At 65.0% G+C, this 20,246-nt stretch carries 22 protein-coding genes and 1 pseudogene; 6 read left to right on the top strand and 17 right to left on the bottom strand.

Annotation, left to right across the window (positions count from 1 at the left end):
- Positions 1–2 precede the first annotated feature (2 nt).
- The 3 genes from JQ621_RS01450 (at position 3) to JQ621_RS01440 (ending at position 3,021) form a co-directional block, all read left to right on the top strand.
- A complete protein-coding gene (locus JQ621_RS01450; RefSeq protein ID WP_212232644.1) occupies positions 3–1,097 on the top strand; it encodes an AMP-binding enzyme in 1,095 nt (364 codons plus the stop codon).
- 94 nt (positions 1,098–1,191) lie between these two features.
- Positions 1,192–1,755, top strand: a complete 564-nt coding sequence (locus JQ621_RS01445) for a CAP domain-containing protein (RefSeq protein ID WP_249124583.1) — start codon at positions 1,192–1,194, stop codon at positions 1,753–1,755.
- A gap of 87 nt (positions 1,756–1,842) precedes the next feature.
- A complete protein-coding gene (locus JQ621_RS01440) occupies positions 1,843–3,021 on the top strand; it encodes an aminotransferase class V-fold PLP-dependent enzyme (protein WP_212232642.1) in 1,179 nt (392 codons plus the stop codon).
- 13 nt (positions 3,022–3,034) lie between these two features.
- On the opposite strand, the gene JQ621_RS01435 is transcribed toward JQ621_RS01440, so the two are convergent.
- From JQ621_RS01435 to yajC, 6 genes are read right to left on the bottom strand one after another with little or no spacing between them, the layout of a single operon-like run.
- Positions 3,035–4,279, bottom strand: a complete 1,245-nt coding sequence (locus tag JQ621_RS01435) for a threonine ammonia-lyase (RefSeq protein ID WP_212232641.1) — start codon at positions 4,277–4,279, stop codon at positions 3,035–3,037.
- A gap of 45 nt (positions 4,280–4,324) precedes the next feature.
- Positions 4,325–5,188: a phytoene/squalene synthase family protein gene (locus JQ621_RS01430; RefSeq protein ID WP_212232640.1), complete on the bottom strand. Its 864-nt coding sequence runs from the start codon at positions 5,186–5,188 to the stop codon at positions 4,325–4,327.
- Positions 5,185–5,568 carry an Mth938-like domain-containing protein gene (locus JQ621_RS01425; protein ID WP_148753782.1) on the bottom strand — a complete coding sequence of 128 codons (384 nt, stop codon included), beginning with the start codon at positions 5,566–5,568 and terminating at the stop codon, positions 5,185–5,187. The genes JQ621_RS01430 and JQ621_RS01425 overlap by 4 nt, the downstream gene beginning before the upstream one ends.
- 60 nt (positions 5,569–5,628) lie before the next feature.
- Positions 5,629–6,654: a protein translocase subunit SecF gene (secF, locus tag JQ621_RS01420; protein WP_212232639.1), complete on the bottom strand. Its 1,026-nt coding sequence runs from the start codon at positions 6,652–6,654 to the stop codon at positions 5,629–5,631.
- Positions 6,655–6,670: 16 nt separating this feature from the next.
- The gene (gene secD, locus JQ621_RS01415; RefSeq protein WP_212232638.1) at positions 6,671–8,269 is read right to left on the bottom strand and encodes a protein translocase subunit SecD; all 1,599 of its coding nucleotides are present in this window, start codon (positions 8,267–8,269) and stop codon (positions 6,671–6,673) included.
- 47 nt (positions 8,270–8,316) lie between these two features.
- Positions 8,317–8,685, bottom strand: a complete 369-nt coding sequence (gene yajC, locus JQ621_RS01410) for a preprotein translocase subunit YajC (protein ID WP_212232637.1) — start codon at positions 8,683–8,685, stop codon at positions 8,317–8,319.
- Positions 8,686–8,864: 179 nt separating this feature from the next.
- Here yajC and JQ621_RS01405 point away from each other — a divergent pair, with 179 nt between their 5' ends.
- Positions 8,865–9,869 (top strand): ATP-binding protein, encoded by a 1,005-nt coding sequence (locus JQ621_RS01405; RefSeq protein ID WP_212232636.1) that lies wholly within the window; start codon positions 8,865–8,867, stop codon positions 9,867–9,869.
- 178 nt (positions 9,870–10,047) lie between these two features.
- Here JQ621_RS01405 and JQ621_RS01400 read toward each other — a convergent pair whose 3' ends face one another.
- Positions 10,048–11,448 (bottom strand): LysM peptidoglycan-binding domain-containing M23 family metallopeptidase, encoded by a 1,401-nt coding sequence (locus JQ621_RS01400; RefSeq protein ID WP_212232635.1) that lies wholly within the window; start codon positions 11,446–11,448, stop codon positions 10,048–10,050.
- A gap of 109 nt (positions 11,449–11,557) precedes the next feature.
- Positions 11,558–12,208 (bottom strand): protein-L-isoaspartate(D-aspartate) O-methyltransferase, encoded by a 651-nt coding sequence (locus JQ621_RS01395; protein ID WP_212232634.1) that lies wholly within the window; start codon positions 12,206–12,208, stop codon positions 11,558–11,560.
- Positions 12,209–12,446: 238 nt separating this feature from the next.
- On the opposite strand from JQ621_RS01395, the gene JQ621_RS01390 reads away from it, so the two are divergent.
- Positions 12,447–12,818, top strand: a complete 372-nt coding sequence (locus tag JQ621_RS01390) for a response regulator (RefSeq protein WP_212232633.1) — start codon at positions 12,447–12,449, stop codon at positions 12,816–12,818.
- A gap of 20 nt (positions 12,819–12,838) precedes the next feature.
- On the opposite strand, the gene surE is transcribed toward JQ621_RS01390, so the two are convergent.
- Positions 12,839–13,606, bottom strand: coding sequence for a 5'/3'-nucleotidase SurE (surE, locus tag JQ621_RS01385; protein ID WP_212232632.1), 768 nt, complete (start codon positions 13,604–13,606; stop codon positions 12,839–12,841).
- Between the two features lie 183 nt (positions 13,607–13,789).
- Here surE and JQ621_RS01380 point away from each other — a divergent pair, with 183 nt between their 5' ends.
- The gene (locus JQ621_RS01380; RefSeq protein ID WP_212232631.1) at positions 13,790–14,545 is read left to right on the top strand and encodes a hypothetical protein; all 756 of its coding nucleotides are present in this window, start codon (positions 13,790–13,792) and stop codon (positions 14,543–14,545) included.
- Positions 14,546–14,560: 15 nt separating this feature from the next.
- Here the strand turns inward: JQ621_RS01380 and JQ621_RS01375 are convergent, their stop codons facing one another.
- The 8 genes and pseudogenes from JQ621_RS01375 to JQ621_RS01340 all read right to left on the bottom strand — a co-directional run.
- Positions 14,561–14,926 carry a hypothetical protein gene (locus JQ621_RS01375; protein WP_212232630.1) on the bottom strand — a complete coding sequence of 122 codons (366 nt, stop codon included), beginning with the start codon at positions 14,924–14,926 and terminating at the stop codon, positions 14,561–14,563.
- Between the two features lie 108 nt (positions 14,927–15,034).
- The gene (gene serS / locus JQ621_RS01370; protein WP_212232629.1) at positions 15,035–16,366 is read right to left on the bottom strand and encodes a serine--tRNA ligase; all 1,332 of its coding nucleotides are present in this window, start codon (positions 16,364–16,366) and stop codon (positions 15,035–15,037) included.
- 137 nt (positions 16,367–16,503) lie between these two features.
- Positions 16,504–17,316 (bottom strand): twin-arginine translocase subunit TatC, encoded by an 813-nt coding sequence (gene tatC, locus JQ621_RS01365; RefSeq protein ID WP_212232628.1) that lies wholly within the window; start codon positions 17,314–17,316, stop codon positions 16,504–16,506.
- On the bottom strand, positions 17,313–17,831 hold the full coding sequence (gene tatB, locus JQ621_RS01360) for a Sec-independent protein translocase protein TatB (protein ID WP_212232627.1): 519 nt from the start codon (positions 17,829–17,831) through the stop codon (positions 17,313–17,315). The genes tatC and tatB overlap by 4 nt, the downstream gene beginning before the upstream one ends.
- 89 nt (positions 17,832–17,920) lie before the next feature.
- Entirely contained in the window at positions 17,921–18,154 is a 234-nt protein-coding gene (locus tag JQ621_RS01355) for a twin-arginine translocase TatA/TatE family subunit (RefSeq protein WP_027529733.1), read from the bottom strand.
- A gap of 166 nt (positions 18,155–18,320) precedes the next feature.
- Complete coding sequence (scpB, locus tag JQ621_RS01350) at positions 18,321–19,064, bottom strand: SMC-Scp complex subunit ScpB (RefSeq protein WP_212232626.1); 744 nt, start codon at positions 19,062–19,064, stop codon at positions 18,321–18,323.
- A 21-nt stretch (positions 19,065–19,085) separates the two neighbouring features.
- A complete protein-coding gene (locus tag JQ621_RS01345) occupies positions 19,086–19,925 on the bottom strand; it encodes a segregation and condensation protein A (RefSeq protein WP_212232625.1) in 840 nt (279 codons plus the stop codon).
- 71 nt (positions 19,926–19,996) lie between these two features.
- A pseudogene (locus JQ621_RS01340) lies at positions 19,997–20,170 on the bottom strand (beta-hexosaminidase); the annotation flags it as partial.
- Positions 20,171–20,246: the final 76 nt, after the last annotated feature.

Genomic DNA, 20,246 nt, shown 5'->3' with positions numbered 1-20,246 from the left:
CGATGAGTCTCCCGCAAGACGACGCCGCGGTGCTCTCGGCGCGCTGGACCGAAGGCGTGCTGCTCAAGCGCGACGTGTTCTCGACCGTCGAGCGCGGCCGCTTCCGTGGCGACGACGGCGAGGTTGACGCTGTGCTGCGACGGCTCGATGAAGTGCCATGGTGGTCATTCCTGCTGGCGCGCCACCTGTTCGCACGTGAAAAGCACGCGCTCACGCTGACTAAAGGCCTCGACGTGGGCCCCGAGTTGCTGTGGGCCGGCCGCCGCGCGCTGGTGCGCGGCTTCGTCGACGGCGTCGCACTGCATCTGGCAAAACCTCATGGCGATCTTGCCTATTTCCGCTCGGCCAAGGCGGCACTGCGCCGGCTGCGCCGCGCCGGCATCTGCCACAACGATCTCGCCAAGGAACAGAATTGGCTGGTCGGCCGCGACGGCCGCGCCTATGTTACCGACTTCCAGCTCGCCGCCTGCTTCATCAGGCGCGGCCGGCTCTATCGTATCCTCGCCTACGAAGACCTCAGGCATCTGCTCAAGCACAAGCGCACCTACGCGCCCGAGGCGCTGACGCCGCGCGAGCGAAAGATGCTGGCCAAGAAATCCTTCGCCGCGAGCCTCTGGCTCGCGACCGGCAAGAAGGTCTATCGCGCGATTACCCGCGGCCTGTTCAACTTCACCGACCGCGAGGGCGGCGGTCGCCGGCTCGTCAACGATGCGCCTGTACTCGTCGACCTGATACGCAGGAATCCGGCCGTGCGCGACACCGCCATCGTCGCCTTTGCCGACCGCCGTTCGGGCGTCGGGCTCTATGCCTTTGTCGAAGCCGATCAGACCGCGCTGGAAGGCCAGCTCCGCGACGCGCTCACGGCGGCCAGGGGTCCGAAGCCACCGGAGCACATCCAGGTCGTCCACGCACTGCCGCGCGACGCCAGCGGCAAGCCGCGCACCGAGATCCTGCAGCTGGTCGCGATGAACCAGCTCGACCTGATCGAGCCGATGATGAAGAACGACCAGGACCGCGCGTTCCTGAAGGACATCCTGGAGCAGCGCAAGAACCTGCGCGATCGCTTCAACTTCGAGGCAGACCTGCCAGCCGGTTAGGCTATCGGCTCCGCCACGCCTTGAAGCGTCCACAATGCCGGGGGAGAAGCCGGGGACTTCACTGACTTGGGGACCAATGAGGAACTGGGGGACCATGAGGCGCCGCGCGGCCCTGCTGATCGCAGGTCTGGTGCTGCTGGCAGCCGCGCCTGTGACGGCGGCGGAATCCCCGGCCGACCAGATCTCCAGCTTCCGCCTGAAGCATGGCGAGGGCCGCGTCGTTCGCGATGCCACGCTCGACCGCATTGCCCTGGACCAGGCCCGCGCGATGGCGGCCAAGGACGATCTCAGCCACGACGCCCTTGGCCCGTTCACCAAGCGCGTCGCGCCGTCAGGCGCCGGCCGCGCCGCCGAGAACATCGCCTACGGCTACGACGTCTTCGAGAAGACGCTGGGCCAGTGGATCGACTCCTCCGGGCACCGCAAGAACCTGCTGCTGCACAACGCCTCCCGCGTCGGGATCGCGAGCGCGAAGAACGCCAGCGGCAAGCGCACTTATTGGGCCATGGTGATCGCCGGCGACTACGAGCAGAAGCCCGGCAAGGGCAAGAAGGACAAGGACAGCGAGCCGCGGGTGGCCGTGAGACGCGAGGCCGCGCCCGCCAGCAAGTCCAAACCCAGCGATTGCCACGTCAAGCTGCTCGGCCTCTGCATCTGATCTGGAACCAGGTCGCTGCCCTCGTGTTGCTCGCCATGCCCAGCGGATTTAGTCAATGCAGCTGGACCGCGACTGGGAGAGATACGCTTGATCGACATCGACCAAATCCGTGCCGACACGCCGGCCACATCCCGCATCACTTATCTCCACAATGCAGGCGCAGCGCTGATGCCCACGCCCGTTGTCGCGGCGATGAAGCAGCATATCGATCTCGAGAGCGAGATCGGCGGCTATGCCGCCGCCGACCGCGAGTCCGACCGGCTCGAGGCGGTCTACGGCTCGGTCGCACGCTTGCTCAATGGCGCGCCTGACGAGATCGCGCTCGTCGAGAACGCGACTGTCGCCTGGCAGATGGCATTCTACGCGCTGCCGTTTCGCGCCGGCGACCGGATCCTGACCGCCGAGGCCGAATACGCCGCCAACTATGTCGCGTTCCTTCAGGTCGCCAAACGGACGGGCGCGGTCATCGACATCGTACCCAGCGATGCCAGCGGTGAGCTCGACACCGACGCGCTCGAATACATGATGGACGAGCGCGTCAAGCTGATCGCGATCACCTGGGTCCCAACCAATGGCGGGCTCATAAATCCCGCCGCTTCTGTCGGCCGGATCGCGCGGGCGCACGGCATTCCATATTTGCTCGATGCCTGCCAGGCGATCGGCCAGATGCAGGTCGACGTCGAGGCGATCGGCTGTGACATGCTGTCGGCCACGGGGCGCAAATTCCTGCGCGGCCCGCGCGGCACCGGCTTTCTCTACGTCCGCCGCGAGTTGCTGAAGACGCTTGAGCCACCTATGATCGATCACTTCGCGGCGCCCTGGGTCTCACGCGATGAATATCGGCTTCGCGACGATGCCCGTCGGTTCGAGACCTGGGAAAACAACTACGCGGCACGGCTTGGCCTTGGCGCGGCTGTCGATTACGCCCTGGAGATCGGCATCGCCCCGATCGAACAACGTTGCCGCGTGCTTGCCGGCCGTCTTCGCGGCGGCCTCGCGGCCCTTCCTGGCATCAACATTCGCGACCTCGGACGCGCACCGGGCGCCATCGTCAGCTTTACGCTGGACGGATACGAGGCGGACGCTGTCGTCGCCAGTGCCGCGGCAGCCGGCATCACCATCGGTGCTTCAGACCCGTCGAGCACGCGCATCGATGCCGAACTGCGCGCGTTGCCGCATGTCGTGCGGGCATCACCGCATTATTACAACACGGAAGCGGAGATCGACCGGCTGATCGGCCACGTCGCGAGCCTGGCGCCGCGATAGAAAAGCACCCCGGTCAGGTGCAGCGCGCGCTGAGTCCTGATGCGCCGAGCCTGGCCATGACCTCGTCGAGATGGGCGCTGTCGCGGGTCTCGATGACGAGCTGGAGCAGCGTCGCCTTGGCCGGCAGGTCCGAGAAGGTCCGCTGATGCGAAACCTCAATGATGTTTGCGCCGGCCTCGGCCAGCAACGAAGCAACGGCAGCGAGTTGCCCGGGCCTGTCGGGAATATCGAGCGATAGCTGCGTCAGCCGCCCCTCGCGCGCCAGCTCGCGCGTCAGCACCGAGGCGATCAGCCGCGTGTCGATGTTGCCGCCGCTCAGGACCAGGCCAACCTTCTCGCCCGCAAAGCGGGTCGGATCGGACATGATCGCGGCAAGGCCGGCAGCGCCGGCGCCCTCGACGACCGTCTTCTCGATCGAGATCAGGGTTGCGACCGCGCGCTCGAGTTCGGCTTCGTTCACGAGCGCGATGTCGTCGACGAGGCTGCGGACGATTTCGGTGGTGATCTTGCCCGGCGATTTGACCGCAATCCCCTCGGCGAGCGTATCGCCGCGCGCTGGCAGATTGCCGCCATGGACGGCGTTGTACATCGAGGGATAAAGCCAGGCTTCAACGCCGAGGATCCGCAACGAGGGCTTGATCGACTTCGCCGCAATGGCAATGCCGCTGATCAGGCCGCCACCGCCGATCGGAACGACCAGCGTATCGAGCTCCGGAACCGCCTTGAGGATTTCCAGACCGACCGTGCCCTGCCCGGCGATGACGAGCGGATCATCGTACGGATGGACGAAGATCATGCCGCGGGCTTCGCCATGGCTGCGCGCAAACGCAGCCGCCTCCTCCAGCGTCGCGCCTATTACCACCACTTCGGCGCCGTGGTGCCGGGTGTTTTCCACCTTCACCATCGGCGTGCCTACGGGCATGACGATCGTGGCGGGAATGCCGAGCCGCTTGGCATGATAGGCGACGCCCTGCGCGTGGTTGCCCGCGGACATCGCGACGACGCCGCGCGCACGCTCGTCCCGCGTCAGCGCGGTAAGCCTGTTCAGCGCACCACGCTCCTTGAACGAGGAGGTGAACTGGAGGTTTTCGAATTTGAGCCAGAGGTCGCAGCCGCAGATCCTGCTCAGCGTCCGGCTGTAACTGCAGGGCGTCTCGACGACGGCGCCCCGGATGGTCTCGGCGGCAGCGCTGATATCGCTGGGTGCGACCGGAAAGCCGCTCAGATTGGGGGATGCGGTTTGGGACGTCTCGGCCATGGGACAGCATAGAGCATTTGGCAGACCGCCGCGATAAGCCAACCGCTATTTGGTAAATTCCCGGGATCGTGAGGCCCGCCATAGCGTCCATAGCGTGCGTAGCCGCGAGCCCGGCTGGACTGCGAAGGGATTGCGCCCCGGCCGGGACAGGCGATCGAGATCGGCCCGCGCCTGGCACAGTGGCAGGAAAGCGGCCCGAGCCGGTCGCGGCACCTGCGCCAGCAGCGACGAGGCCGTCACCAGATGCTGGCGCGCGTCGCCGATCAGCTGGTCCAGCACGGCATGGAGACCGGGCGTCGCCTTGCCTGCGAACACGTCCTCCATGGCGCAGCCATGGCTGGTCAGGAATTGCTGCGGCAGAAACAATTGCCGATGCGACGCATCCCGCGGCAGGTTCGCGATCATCTGCGCGATTCCTGACGCCAGCCCAGCATGCCGCGCCAGATGCTCGGCCGTGTGCGACGCTTCGCCCATGATGCGCGCCGCGAGCGCGAACAGGGCCGAAGAGGTCGCGGCAAGATAGCCTTCCAGCGCCGTCATGGTCGGCATCGGGTCGTTGTAGAGATCGAACTGATGCTCGTCGACGAGCAGCGACAACGGCTCGACGGGCAGGTCAAAATCGCGGATCGCGCGCAACAGCTCTGCTGCCACCGGATTGCCCTCGGCGCTGCCGTGGACGAGGCCCGAGAACAGATCGGTCCACCATTGGAAGCGGATCTCGCCGGGCAAGGGCTGGCTCACCTGATCGCGAACGCGGACGATCTCGACATTGAACGCGTAGAGCGCCAGCAGCGCACGGCGCTCGGCGGCGGGCGCAAACAATGTCGCGGCGTAGCGCGGAAAGTCGTGGCTGCGCACGAGATCGGCGCAGAATGTCACGGTGTCGGGCGGCGTCGCAGCGCTGCTCATGGCACGGCGATCAGCGCAGCCGCGACGCGGCGCCGTTCGCCGATCATGATGTTGTAGGTGCGCACGGCCGGGCCGGTCTGCATCGTGTCCAGCACCACCCTCACCGCCTTCAAGGCCTGGCGCAGCTCCGGCGGCGGCAGCCATACGCCGGTTCCGGTACCGACCAGCAGCGTGTCGATGCTGTTGGCAGCCGCAAAAACCCGGTCCAGCGAATAACGGTCGATCCTGGCGGGATCAGTCACGTCCCAGGCCCAGATCGCGTCGGGCAGACACAGCAGCGAGCCGCGGTGCGACATGCCGGCGAAAGCAAAGCCTCCCTTGCCATAGGCCTCGATCGGCGCCGAGCGCGGGAAATGGGGAGCGTTGGGATCGCCGGCCATGAGCTTCGCCCGAATGAGATACCTACCCCCGCAAACGCATGCGAGGGCACGCGGTTCGGATCATGCCTTGCTTTTCTTTGCCGGCGCAGCCTCTTCCTTCGCATCTTCACGATGCTCGCCGACGCCGAGATAGATCAGGATCGGGGCTGCGATGAAGATCGAGGTATAGGTGCCGACCAGCACCACGCCGAACATCATGACGGCCGTGAAGCTGTGGATCGCATGGCCGCCGAACAGCAGCAGCGCGAGCAGCGCCAGCGTCACCGTAAAGTGCGTGATGATCGAGCGCGACAGCGTCGAGTTGATGGACTCGTTGAGCAGCTGCGGCATCGGCATCTTCTTGTAGCGCCGCAGCATTTCCCGGATGCGGTCGTAGATGACGACGGTGTCGTTGAGCGAATAGCCCAGAATGGTCAGAAGCGCCGCGATGCTGGTCAGGTCGAAATCGACCTGGCTGATCGACATGAAGCCGATGGTCAGCACGATGTCGTGCACGTTGGCGATCATGGCGCCGAGCGCGAACTGCCATTCGAACCGGAACCAGAGATAGATCAGGATCGCGCCGATCGCCAGCATCAGGCCGGCCATGCCCCAACCCAGCAACTCGCCGGAGACGCGCGGGCCCACTACCTCGACGCGGCGATACTCCACGGACTCGCCGAGGGCGCCGCGAACCTTGTCCACTGCTGCCTGCTGCGCCTTGTCGCCGCCCGGCTGCTCGGCCACCCGAAGCAGCACGTCGGCAGGGCCGCCGAATTGCTGAAGCTGGACTTCACCAAGGCCGAGGGTGCCGAGGGTCGTGCGCATCTGCGCGAGGTCCGCCGTGCCGGACTTGGCCCGCACCTCCATCAGGGTGCCGCCCTTGAAGTCGATGCCGAAATTCAGGCCGTGGGTGAAGAACAACGTGATGGCAACGATCGACAGCGCCGCCGAGATCGGGAAGCTGATGCGGCGGAAGCGCGTGAAGTCGAAATGCGTGTCGTCGGGCACGATGCGCAGCGACGGCACGAGGCCGAGCACGCTGACCACGGTCAGCACGGCAATGAGGACGCCGAGAGAGATGAGAACGAGTTGAGTAGTGGTCACAGCCGGCCTCGAATTGTCAAATCGGCACGGTCTTCGGCCGCTTCCACTGCACCCACCACGCCACGATCAGACGCGTCATGGTGAAGGCGGTGAACACCGTGGTGATGATGCCGATACCGAGCGTTACAGCGAAACCGCGCACCGGTCCGGTGCCGATCATGAACAGCACGGCAGCGGCAATGAAGGTCGTGATATTGGAATCGAGAATGGTCGCAAGCGCGCGCTTGAAGCCTGCGTCGATCGCCGAGATCGGGGTTCTCCCGCCGCGCAATTCCTCGCGGATGCGCTCATAGATCAGCACGTTGGAGTCGACCGCGATGCCGACCGTGAGCACGATGCCGGCGATGCCGGGCAGGGTCAGCGTGGCGCTGAGCAGCGACAACAGGCCGAAGATCATGGCGACGTTGATGCAGACGGCGATGTTGGCGAACACGCCGAACAGCCGGTAGGTCAACAGCATGAACACGACGACCAGGATCGAGCCGACATAGGCCGCAAGCTCGCCCTTCTCGATCGAATCCTGACCGAGGCCCGGGCCGACGGTACGTTCCTCGACCACCGTGAGCGGTGCCGGCAGCGCACCGGCACGCATCAGGATCGCAAGATCGTTAGCGGACTGAACCGTGAAGCTGCCCGAGATCTGCCCCTGCCCGCCCGTGATCGGCTCGTTGATGCGGGGCGCAGAGATCACCTTGTTGTCGAGCACGATCGCGAAGGGCAGTCCGACATTCTCTTGCGTGGCCTGCGCGAACTTGCGCGCGCCCGACGTATTGAACTTGAAGCTGACGACCGGCTCACTCGTGCGCTGGTCGAAAGTCGTCTGAGCATCGACCAAATCGCCGCCGGCGACCAAGACCTGCTTTTTGACCACATAAGGCGTCGGAGGCGGCGACGCGCTCATCAGCAGCTCGGCATCCGGCGGTAACCTGCCCTGCTGCGCCTGGTCCGGCGACACGGTCGTGTCGACCATGCGGAATTCCATCTTTGCGGTCTGGCCGAGCAGCTCTTTCAGATGCGTCGGGTCTTGAAGGCCGGGCACCTGCACGAGGATGCGGTCGTTACCCTGTCGCTGGATGATAGGCTCGACGGTCCCGAGTTCGTTGACGCGCTTCTCGACGATCTGGATCGATTGCTCGATGGTCTTGCGCATGCGCTCGATCATCGCCGGCTCCGACAGCGTCAGGCGGATCAATCCGCCACCGGCATCGGTGACCTCGAGGTCGCGCTGGCCGCTGGACCCTAAAAGGCCGCCAATCGGCTGCGCAAGCTCGCGCAACTTGGCAAGCGTCGACTGGACGTCCGCGTCCTTGACGCGCACCTCGACGGCATCGCCCTTCGTGACGAGACCCGTGTAAACGATCTTGGCCTCGCGCAGCACGCGACGAACGTCGTCGCGGGTCTGGTCGAGCTTTTCCTTCTTCACATAGTTGGAATCGACCTCGAGCTGCAGGGAGGAGCCGCCCTGAAGGTCGAGGCCGAGCACGAGCCGGCGCTGCGCCCAGGCGGGCCAGGTCTTCACCTGGGCCTCGGGGAAGAAGTTCGGGACCGCGCAGAGGCACACGATCAGCGCCGTCAGGATGATCCCGAGCGCCTTCCACCGCGTGAAATACAACATCGACTGGACCTGTCAGATCAGGAGATTTGGGATGCTCGCGGAAGCGCTCACTTCGCCGCGGCGTCGTCCTTGGCGTTATCTTTCGCGCTGTCCTTGGCCGGCTCGCCCTTGGCACGAACGCCCGAGATCATCGAGCGCATCTGGCGCACGCGGACGCCGTCGGAAATTTCGAACTCGATCTGGTCGTCGTCGACCACCTTGGTCACCTTGCCGACGAGGCCGCCCGAGGTCACGACGGTGTCGCCGCGGCGAATGTTCTTCACGAGCTCGGCGTGGTCCTTCACCTTTTTCTGCTGCGGACGCAGAATCAGGAAGTACATGATCACGAAGATCAGGGCGAACGGCAGCAGCGACATCAACATACTGTTGGTGTCGCCGGCGCCCGCGGCCTGGGCATACGCAGGGGTAATCAGCATTCGGACGATCCTCGTGGAAACGGGGGAAGCCGGTCAGGCCATGGCGGCGACCGGCTCGGTCAAATTCGCGCGGACTATAGCGACCACCGCCCCAATTGCAACGCTGCCAGACCGCCCTTTTGGCCACCTTGCGGCGCGCCGTCAGGCCCGATAAGGCTGCATTCTCAGGAACTTCGGACATGCCCAAAAAACCAACCAAAAGCCCGGCCGGCAAAGGCCCCCGTACCCCTGCTTTGAAGCCCGCCGAGGTCGCGGCAAAACGCCCCAAGGCGGTCCAAAAGGCGGCCCCGAGGGTCGCTTCCAGCGCCGCCCCGGACCTGTCGCAGGAGCGCATCGTCCGCGCGCTGGAGACCATCGCGGCGCACCTGGCAGCCCAGGGCAAGCCGACGGCCGAGCGCGAGTCGTTCGACCGTGCGGACGCCTATGTCTGGCACCCCGACGGTCGCCTGGCGGCAGTGCCACGGGTCAGCCGCGTCGAGTTGTTCTTGCTCAAAGGCGTCGACCGGATGCGCGACATCCTGATGGAGAACACCGAGCGCTTTGCCAACGGATTACCCGCCAACAACGCCCTGCTCTGGGGCGCGCGCGGCATGGGCAAGTCGTCGCTGGTAAAGGCCGCGCATGCCAGCATCAATGCGGACCGCAAGCCGGCCGACAAGCTCAAGCTGATCGAGATCCACCGCGAGGACATCGAAACGCTGCCGATGCTGATGGAGAAGCTCCGCGACGCCGACTTCCGCTTCATCGTCTTCATCGACGACCTCTCCTTCGACGGCAATGACGCATCTTACAAATCGCTCAAGGCCGTGCTCGAAGGCGGCATCGAGGGACGCCCCGAGAACGTCATCCTCTACGCCACATCCAACCGCCGCCATCTGCTCGCGCGCGACATGATCGAGAACGAACGTTCGACTGCGATCAATCCGGGCGAAGCGGTCGAGGAAAAGGTCTCGCTGTCGGATCGCTTCGGCCTCTGGCTCGGCTTCCATCGCTGCAGCCAGGACGAATATCTCGCCATGGTGCGCGGCTATTGCAGCCATTTCGGCATCAAGGTCGACGATGAGGCGCTCGAGCACGAAGCGCTGGAATGGTCGACCACGCGCGGCTCGCGCTCGGGCCGCGTCGCCTGGCAATTCGTGCAGGAGCTGGCGGGCCGGCTCGGCGTGAAGCTAACGACGAAATAGCGGAAGCTGAAGCCGTCGCCCCATCCACAACTCTCATCGCCCGCGATGGCGGGCGATCCAGTATTCCAGAGACGGCTGTGATCGATCGAGAGGCCGCCGCGTACTGGATCGCCCGGTCAAGCCGGGCGATGACGGTTGTGCTTGTGGCGATAGGGTTCGATGTCGGGGCCCCCGCGCCTCACGCCCCGTTCAGGAATTGAAGCGGGTCAACCGGGCTCGATCCCTTACGGATCTCGAAGTGGAGCTGCGGCGACGCCACCTCCCCGGATTGACCCGACTTGGCAATGACCTGACCGCGCTTGATGGTATCGCCGCGCTTCACCAACAGCTCACTCGCATGGGCATATGCGGTGACGTAGCCGTTGGAGTGCCGAACCAGGACCAGATTGCCGTAACCCTTCAGCTCGTTGCCGGAATAGGCAACGACGCCATCTTCAGCCGCCTTGACCGGCGTTCCCTCGGGCACCGCGACGTTGATGCCGTCATTGGATTTGCCATTGGTCTTGGCGCCGTAGCTCGTGATCACCTTGCCACGCACCGGCCAGCGGAAGGTCGGCAGCGAACTGGTGGTCTCGGCCGCTTTCGCCGGCGCCTCGGCGGCGGGCTTCTCTTCGATATTGGTGGTGGCCTGGGCCAGACGGGCGCTCTGCGCCGGCTGGCCCATCGCGGCCATCTTCGTCGCGGGGGCCGGAGCGGCCGCGACGGGCTGCAGCGCAGCCGCTACCGGAGCCGCGCCGACAGGCGCCGGAGCCAGCGGCGCAGCAACTGCTGCGGTCCTGGCGCCCGGCACGGTCAGCTTGGTACCGAGCTTGAGCTTTGCCGACGGCTCGAGGCCGTTGGCATGGGCAAGCTCCGCCGCCGAGATATGGTTCTTGCGTGCAATGCTGGCGAGCGTGTCGCCGTGATTGACGAAGTGGATGGTCGGCGGCGCGGCCACGGCAGCAACCGGCTTCGGCGCCATCGCGGGAGCGGCGGCAACCGGAGCAGCCATGACCGGCGCAGGCGCGGCAGCCACGGCACCCGGATGCGGAATGATCAATTGCTGGCCGGGCGAAAGCGCACGCGGTCCCTTGTAGCCGTTGGCGGCGAGGATTGCCTGCGGCGTGACGTGATAGCGCTTGGCGAGCACGTCGAGCGTGTCGCTGGTGCCGACGATGATCTTGGTCCCGCCGACAGGCTGGGCGGCTGCGACTGAGCGCGGCGGCACGGTGCCAGTGGTTTCCAGACGCGGCTGAGCGGGCGGTGCGTAGGAGCCGAGCCCGCGGCCGCCTCCGGAGACACCTCCGCCGGCTGCAACCGGATAGGACTGCGGCGCGGCAACTGCCGGCGGCGGCAGTGCCTGGGACTGGTAGTAGCCGGACTGGGTCTGCGGCCGCGCATATTGCGGCAGCTCGCGCTGCTGCGGCGGAGCCTGCTGGACCGAGCCGGTCTGCTCGGAGGAGAAGGGATTTGAGAAATTCGACTGGGACAAGCGCGACGACATGTCGGCGCTGCACCCTGCGAAACCGAAGGAAATCAGCGCCAGCACCGCGACCTGCGGTACGCGGCGCGAGTAAAGCAACTCGGCGACAACAGACATGGTTACTCACTCGTACGCAACAGAACTGGTCTTTTAAGTAAACACGCGCCGAGTAAATAACGGCTTAACCCTCCCAATAAGATGTTGGACGGACAGCCGATCCGGGGTTCTACAGCTCCCGCGCCACGCCGGGCAGCGCAGGCACGAAACGCACCTCGACGAGTTCCCGGCGCTCGATCCCGGCGTCGCTGCGGCTGAGCCGTGTCAGCGTCTGCACGCCCTGATGCGGGCCAACAGGCGCGATCAGGATGCCTCCGACCTCGAGCCGCTCGATCAGGTTCTCCGGAATCCGCTCCACTGCGGCGGTCACGATGATGCGGTCGAACGGCCCGATATTGGGCGGCAGGTTGAGCCCGTCGCCAAGCATCACCTCGACATTGTGACAGTCCAGCATTTCGAGCCTGACGCGGGCGGCATCGGCAAGCTTGCGGTAGCGCTCGACGGTCAGCACCTCGCGCGCCAGCTTCGAGAGCACGGCGGCCTGATAACCGGAGCCTGTGCCGATTTCGAGCACGCGGTGCTGCTTCTGGAGCTGCAGCTGCTCGGTCATGTAAGCGACGACGAAGGGCTGGCTGATGGTCTGCCCGCAGGCGATCGGCAGCGCGCTGTCACGGTAGGCGCCGTCGCGATCGGAGGCCTCGACGAACTTCTCGCGTGGCACCTCCTCCATGGTCCGCAGCACGGCCTGGTCACTGATGCCGCGACGCCTCAGCGTGAGCTGAAACATCATCTTTTCCGGCGGCGGCTGATTGGAGGTCATCACTGCTTATGTCGTCCCATCCGGTCCGGATCGATGGTTCCTGGCCAATGTCCAGAGCCAGAATCTTGTTCCAGCTCAGGAACCCATGATAGCCTCTGGCCTTGGGATTTGACCATAAATCGGCGTGCAACCGATCGGCCACCGCGGCCATTTTCAAGTGCCAGCTGGCCGAAACGCGCATTGCGTCGATTCGTGTTATCTGCGAACGTTTTCGGCAATGGGCAAGGACTCGACGACAATGACCGCGACAGGGCTTTCCGGCCGCTCTGTATTCCTCGTCGAGGACGAGGTGATGATCCGAATGATGGTCGCGGATATGCTGGAGGAGCTCGGCTGCAGGGTCGCGGCTGAAGCGGGTGACATCGCCGAGGCGATGCGGCTGGCCCAAGCCACCGAGTTCGACATCGCCATCCTCGACGTCAACGTCAACGGCAAGGTCATCTCGCCGGTCGCCGACGTCATCAAGGCAAAGGGCCGCCCCTTCGTCTTCGCCACCGGCTACGGCTCCTCCGGTCTGCCCGAGCAATACCGCGACCGGCCCTCGCTGCAGAAGCCGTTTCAGCTTGACGCGCTCGGCAAGACCCTCGAAGCCGCGCTGCGCGGGGGCTAGACGCTGCTTCCAAACCACCGTTACTTCAACGTCGCGCTCAGCTCTTCCGAAAACGCTTCGTTGGTACGGTCGAGCCGGAGCGGCGTGACCGAGACGTAACGCTCGCGCAATGCTGCGAGATCGGTGCCTTCCGCCGGCGTGTCCATCATCGCGGCGCGCTCGAAGCCGATCCAGAAATAGGGATTGTTGCGGCCGTCCCTGCGCTCGTCGATCCGCAGGAATCCGAGATTGCGCTTGCCCTGCCGGGTGACGCGAATACCGAGCACCTCCTCCGGTGTGCAGGACGGAAAGTTGACGTTGATGACGGTGTCCTTCGGAATGCCGGCCTTGATCACCTTGCGCAGAATGTCCGGACCGAACTTGCGCGCCGTGTCCCACTGCGGCCGATCGCGCGTCTCGACGCTGAATTCCTGCGACAGCGCGAATGACGGGATGCCCAGGATGGTGCCTTCGAGCGCGCCGGCGATGGTGCCGGAATAGACCACGTCCTCGGCAACGTTGCGCCCCTTGTTCACGCCGGAGAGCACGACATCGGGCAGCTTGGCGCCGAGGATGTGGCGTGCGCCCATGATGACACAGTCGGTCGGCGTGCCGCGCACCGCAAAGTGCCGCGGCCCGACTTCGCGCAGGCGCAAGGGATCGTTCAGCGACAGCGAATGCGACACGCCGGACTGATCGAGCTCGGGCGCCACCACCCAGACGTCGTCGGACAGCGCGCGTGCGATCTCCTCCACGACCGCGAGGCCGGGAGCGTGGATACCGTCGTCATTGGTGCAGAGAATGCGCATGCCGGGGGTCGATTCCTGAAGCTGGGGTCAGGCCGTCTTATCCGCCTACGGCCGATCAGGCAAACCGGCGGCCCGCGTGAATTCGGCCGATAGACCGCAGGTCTCCTCTGTGATCTAGCTCATTGCAGTGCCGCAACGCCGCATCTTATTTTTCCTGCGCATTTTCAGGCGAATGGGCATGGAATGACCCGCTTTTCAGCCGCGATCCTGTTCGGGCTCTGTCTTGGCCTCTGCGGGCCAGGGACGGGATGGGCACAGGATTCGGAACGCTGCTTTCCCTGGCAAGAGTTCCGCGGCGGCATCTGCGTCGCCAAGTCAGCTCCGATCGCACCCGTGCAAGTCCCGGCAGCGCCTGATGTGGGCCCACCTCCCGCTCCGGCCGAGACCAACGCGGCACCGCCGCCGCTGGTGTGCCCGCCCAACTCTCATATCGAGGGCGGCGCCTGCATCACCGACGTGGCACCACCTCCTGCCGCGCCGCGCGCGCTGATCACCATCACCTGCAATGGCGGCGCGGCGAGCGATGGGCGATGCACCTGTCCGGCCGGCTTCCAGTTGATGCCGGCTGACACGGACCTTGGCGGCACCTGCGTGCGGAGCAATGCGGAGAATTGCCTCGGCGGCCAGACGACGGTTGCGGGTGAGTGTCTCTGCATCGGCCAGGTGACGATGTCCGGCCAAGTCTATGATCTCGAATTCGTACGCGGCAAATGCGTGCCAAAGCGCTGTCCGCGCGACGGCGCCTGCGTCACCGCGGCAACTCCTCCTGCTACCGATGCCTCGTCCAAATCGCCATCGGGGGAGCGGCCGCGCGACTGCGGGAGCGGCATGGTCGCGACACGCCAGGGCTGCGTGCCAGCGCGGCATCGCTCGCAACCCGCTGCCCCGAACACTTACCTCCGGATCCGGCCGAACTATCCAGGCCCCATGCACTACTGAAGCGCGTGATGCGCTCTATCGGCGGACGCGCCATTGCGGCAGGAAGCGCGCGAGCTTGCCTTCGGCTCGTAATCGCATTTCCGGCATGACGCAACTCGCAGCAGGCGATGCCTCGATCGCGCCGAGCGCCTTCAGTTGCGCAATCAGCAGTTCCGCTGCCGGCATCTGCGGAAAGCGATCCCGCGCGACTGTCACCGCCTTGTCAAAATCCTCGACATTGACCCCGGCCTTCGCTCTGCGGTCATGAATGAGACCGTCGTCCCAAAGCCGCGCGGTGTCGATGTCCAGCGCACCCCGCAAGCGCTGATCGACGGCCTGGATGCCGGCACCTGTCACCGCCCATTGTCGGCCGATCCAGAAGATGTCGCGGTGCAGGGCCATGGACGGTGGGTTCGCATTCGCTGGTCACCGGCAGGATAGCCGGCGACCCGAACTTCGCAACCAAACGTTTCTGCGTTTCAGGCCCGCACCGCGCTTGATTTTGGCTTGTTACTCGCGCGCCACCACTTTCAACCCGCCCATATAGGGCTGGAGCACGGTGGGGACGGCAATCGACCCGTCCTCCTGCTGGTAAGTCTCCATCACAGCGATCAGCGCGCGGCCGACGGCGGTGCCGGAGCCATTCAGCGTGTGCACGAAGCGCGGCTTGCCGTCCGGACCGCGCGAGCGCGCATCCATGCGCCGGGCCTGGAAATCACCGCACACCGAGCAGCTCGAGATCTCGCGGAACATGCCGCCCTCGCCCTGACCGGGCATCCACACTTCGATGTCATAGGTTTTTTGCGACGAAAAACCCATATCTCCTGCGCAGAGCGTCATCACGCGATAATGCAGGTCGAGCTTCTGTAGCACCTGCTCGGCGCAGGACAGCATCCGCTCCAGCTCGTCGCGGCTCGCCTCCGGCGTCGTGATCGAGACCAGCTCGACCTTGGTGAACTGATGCTGGCGAATCATGCCGCGGGTGTCGCGTCCCGCCGCGCCCGCCTCGGCGCGGAAGCACGGCGTCAGCGCGGTGAGGCGCATCGGCAGTTGCTTCTCGTCGAGGATGGATTCGCGCGCGAGATTGGTGAGCGACACTTCCGCGGTTGGGATGAGGCCGAGACGCTCGGTCTTCAGCCGCTCATGATCGGGCGACGCGAGCAGCTCGCCCTTGATCGCCCAGAACTGATCGTCCTCGAATTTCGGCAACTGTCCTGTGCCGAACATCACCTCGTTGCGGACCAACAGCGGCGGATTGATCTCGGTGTAACCGTGCTCAATGGTGTGCAGGTCGAGCATGAATTGGCCGATCGCGCGTTCAAGCCGCGCCAGCCCCTTTTTCAGCACGACGAAGCGCGCGCCGGAGAGTTTTGCAGCCGCCTCGAAATCCATGTAGCCGAGCGCGGTGCCGAGATCGTCGTGCAGCTTCGGCGCAAAGCTGTAGTTGCGCTTATTGCCGAACACGTGGTGCTGGACGTTGCCGTGCTCGTCGACACCATCGGGCACTTCGTCGAACGGAATATTCGGAATGGCGGACAGCTCTTTGGTCAGCTCCTCGTCAGCCGCCTTCGCGGCCGCTTCGAGCTCCGGCATCGTGGTCTTGAGCTCGGCAACTTCGGCCATCAACTTCGCTGCACGCGCCTCGTCCTTCGCCTTCTTGGCGTCGCCGATTTCCTTGGACGCCGCATTGCGGCGTGCCTGGGCCTGCTCGGACGCCAGGATTGCGGCACGCCGACGCTCATCGATCGCGAGCAGCGACGCCGACAACGGCTTCAGTCCTCGCCGGGCGAGGCCTGCGTCGAAGGCTTGCGGGTTGTCGCGGATCGATTTGATGTCGTGCATGGCTGTTTTCCCGTCATGGCCGGGTTCATCCCGGCCATCCACGTATCTGCCGCCTTAGATCAAGTCGTGGATGCCCGGGTCAAGCCCGGGCATGACGAATCATCGGCATTACGCGGCTATGATAGAGCGAAAGTGCCCTACTCTGCCGGATTGGCCGGCGTCGAGACATCCGTCCCGGTGGCCGCCTTCGACGCCGCCGCCTTCTTCTCCACCATCGACACCGAGATGATCGAGCCCTCGTACAGCGCCAGCAGAGGAATCGCGAGCGAGCACTGGCTCAGGATATCAGGCGGCGTCAGGACGGCCGCAATGATGAACGCGAGCACGATGAAATAGCGGCGCTTCTCGCGCAGCATCTTTGAGGTGACGATGCCGATCCGCCCGAGCAAAGTGAGGATCACCGGAAGCTGGAAGGCGATGCCAAAGGCGAAGATCAGCGACATCATCAACGACAGATATTCGCCGACCTTGGGCAACAACTGGATCTGCGCCGTTTCCTCGCCGCCCACCTGTTGCATGCCGAGCGAGAAGCGCACCAGCATCGGCAGCACGACGAAATAGACCAGTGCCGCGCCCAGCACGAAGAAGAACGGTGTCGCGATCAGATACGGCAGGAAGGCCTGCTTCTCGTGCTTGTACAGGCCGGGCGCGACGAACTTGTAGATCTGCGTCGCGACAATCGGGAACGAGATGAAGCCGGCACCAAACAGCGCGAGCTTGAGCTGGGTGATGAAATACTCCAGCAGCGCGGTGTAGATGAATTTCGAGTTTTCGGCGCCTGCGACCCACACGAACGGCCAGACCAGCACGTTGTAGATCTGCTTGGCGAAGAAGAAGCAGAAGATGAAGGCCACGCCGAATCCGAGCAGCGCCTTGATCAGCCGCGAGCGCAGCTCGATCAAATGGTCCATCAGCGGGGCCTTGCTGGCCTCGATATCGTCGTCGCTCATGACGCTTTGGCGTCCTTGATCGCCTCGGATGGCGCGGCGTCCTGTGCGACGGTCTCTTGGGCGACCGGAGCTGGTTCGATCTCACGCGTGATGGCGAGAGGCTCATTCACCGCCGCATGTGCCTCAGCTTCCACGAAGGTATCGGGCGTCGGAGCTTCCGGTGTCGTTGGCGTTGCCGGCGGCTCGATGGCAGCAGTCGCCGCGGTCTCGGGCGGTTTGTCGAGTGCATCGACGCGGAGCGCGTCGCTGACGTCCTTCTGCAACGAGGTCATCAGGCCGCCGCTGGTGAAGCCGGAGGCGGCTTCCTTGACCTCGTCGAAGCTCTTCTTGAGGTCGGCCATTTCGGCCTCGCGCATGGCCTCCTGGAACTGGCCCTGGAATTCGGCGGCCATCTTGCGGGCCTTGCCCATCCACTGGCCGACCATGCGCAGCACGCCCGGCAGCTCTTTCGGGCCAATGGCGACCAGGGCCACGACCCCGATCAGAACCAGCTCACTCCAGCCGATGTCGAACATGACGTCTTCCGTTCACGCGAAGCCACGCTCGGCCCAATCCCTCACGCGCAGGATCGGGTCCGTTTCCCGCGTCTCGCGTGCTTCCTGGCTCAGACGGCCTTGCTGCCGACGTCGGATCGCGCCGCGGTCGGCGCGGCATTGTGCTCGATCGACTTCGACGGCTCCTGCTTCTCGGCGGGCTTGTCGTCGTCCTGCATGCCCTTCTTGAAGGCCTTGATGCCCTGCGCGACGTCGCCCATCAGATCCGAAATCTTGCCGCGGCCGAACAGCAGCAGGACCACTGCGATCACCAAGATCCAGTGCCAAATGCTAAGCGAACCCATCCTGCAACCCTCCAAAACGCGCATGGCCGGGATCCGGCCGATCTTGACCGGAACGTAGGCTTGGCAGGCTTCAAAAACAAGGACCAAGGCAGCGCCAATTCGCTGTTGGCGCTACGTAATCTTGCTAGTGTTAACCGGTCGCAGGGGCCGGTAAGAGGCCGAAATATCAACCTTCTTCGCCGCCCTCGTTGCTGCCTTCCGGCGGCGTCTCGGGCTCGACCGCAGGCGCCAGCGCCAGATCAAGCTCCTCGCCCGGTTCCAGCGGATCTTCGTCCTCACGCAGCGCCGGATCATCCGACGGCGTCGGCACGCTGAATCCGGTCGGCAGGCGTGAATCCAGCAAGCCTGTGCCCTTCAGCTCCTCCAGGCCCGGCAGGTCGCCGAGCTGTTCCAGGGTGAACTGCGACAGGAAGTCCTCGGTGGTTCCGAACGTCAGCGGACGGCCGGGCGTCTTGCGGCGGCCGCGCGGCTTGATCCAGCCGGTCTCCAAGAGCACGTCGAGCGTGCCTTTCGAGGTGACCACGCCGCGAATCTCCTCGATCTCGGCACGCGTCACCGGCTGGTGGTAGGCGATGATCGCCAGCACCTCGATCGCCGCACGGGACAGGCGCTTGGTCTCGGTGCTCTCACGCGTCATCAGCCAGGCGAGATCGCCGGCGGTACGGAACGTCCATTTGTTGGCGACCCGCACGAGGTTCACACCGCGCAGCGCATAGTCGGCCTGGAGCTGCTCCAACGCCGCCTTCACGTCGACGCCCTCGGGCATGCGTTTGGCCAGCGTCGCGGTATCCAGCGGCTCGCTCGAGGCAAACAGCAGCGCTTCCAGCAGCCGCAGTTCTTCGGGACGTGCCTGGGATTCGTTTTCCATCGGCTCGGCCTCTTCTACCCGCACTTCAGCCAGGCTTGCCATGGCAGCTTCTCCTTCTTGCACTTAACCGACCGGCGCATCGGGCGCAGGGGCTGCGTCCACGACCGGTTTCGGACGCCCTTTGCGGAAATAGATGGGCGCAAACGCTTCTTTCTGGTTCAGCTCGAGCTGACCTTCACGCACGAGTTCGAGTGCGGCCGCAAAGCTCGATGCGAACACGGTCGCACGCTGCGTCGGATCGGCGACGTGGCGGATCAGGAAGTCGTCGAGCACGCCCCAATCGTCCTGCTCGGTGATGCTGCCGACCAGCCGCTCCAGCGTGGCGCGCGCTTCGGCCAGCGACCACACCGTGCGCTTGGCCAGATGCACGCTCGCCAGCACGCGCGACTGGCGCTGCGAGGCATAGGCCGTGAGCAAATCGTACAGTGTCGCGGTGTATTTCGGATGCTTGATCTCGGCGATCCGCTCGGGCTCGCCGCGCGGGAAAACATCGCGCAGCAATTGCGCCCGGTTCATCAGCCGGTTGGCGGCTTCGCGAATGGCTTCGAGGCGGCGCAGACGGTTGGCGAGCGCAGTCGCCATCTGCTCGGCGCTCGGACCTTCCGCGCTCGGCGGCTCGGGCAGCAGCAGGCGCGACTTCAGGAAGGCGAGCCAGGCCGCCATCACGAGGTAGTCGGCGGCGAGTTCGAGCCGGATCTTTCGCGCAGCTTCGATGAAGTGGAGATACTGGTCGGCGAGCGCCAGGATCGAGATCTTGGCGAGGTCGACCTTCTGCTGCCGCGCCAATGCGAGCAGCAGGTCGAGCGGGCCTTCATAGCCCTCGACGTCCACCACCAGCGCCGGCTCACCCTCGGCAAGCTCTGCGGGCCGGCCGGTTTCAAACGATAGAATTTCTGCGGTCATGCGGATGCCGTGTTTGCCCGTGCGATCAACGGGCCCAATGTCGCGATGTCGTTGCTGCGAAGCGTCGTGCCGCCGCCTGCGAACAGGGGCGGAACCCGCTCGGCAATGCTCCCCGAAAGCGCGCTCCTCGTCGACACGTCATCACTCATTAACAAATCCTGGAACCCGACTGCGCCACGAATCACCTGAGCAATCATTGTCGCAGAAGTCGTCCCTGGATGGGCGGGCCCGGCGGCGCCATCCACGGGAATGCTGACGGTGGCGCGACTGGGCGCAAGCAGACCCGCCGCCGCCAATTCTCTTGCCGGAACCATAGCTTGG

Source organism: Bradyrhizobium manausense (genome assembly GCF_018129685.1).
Taxonomy (GTDB): Bacteria; Pseudomonadota; Alphaproteobacteria; order Rhizobiales; family Xanthobacteraceae; genus Bradyrhizobium; species Bradyrhizobium manausense_D.
This window is presented reverse-complemented; position numbering and strand designations above follow the sequence as displayed.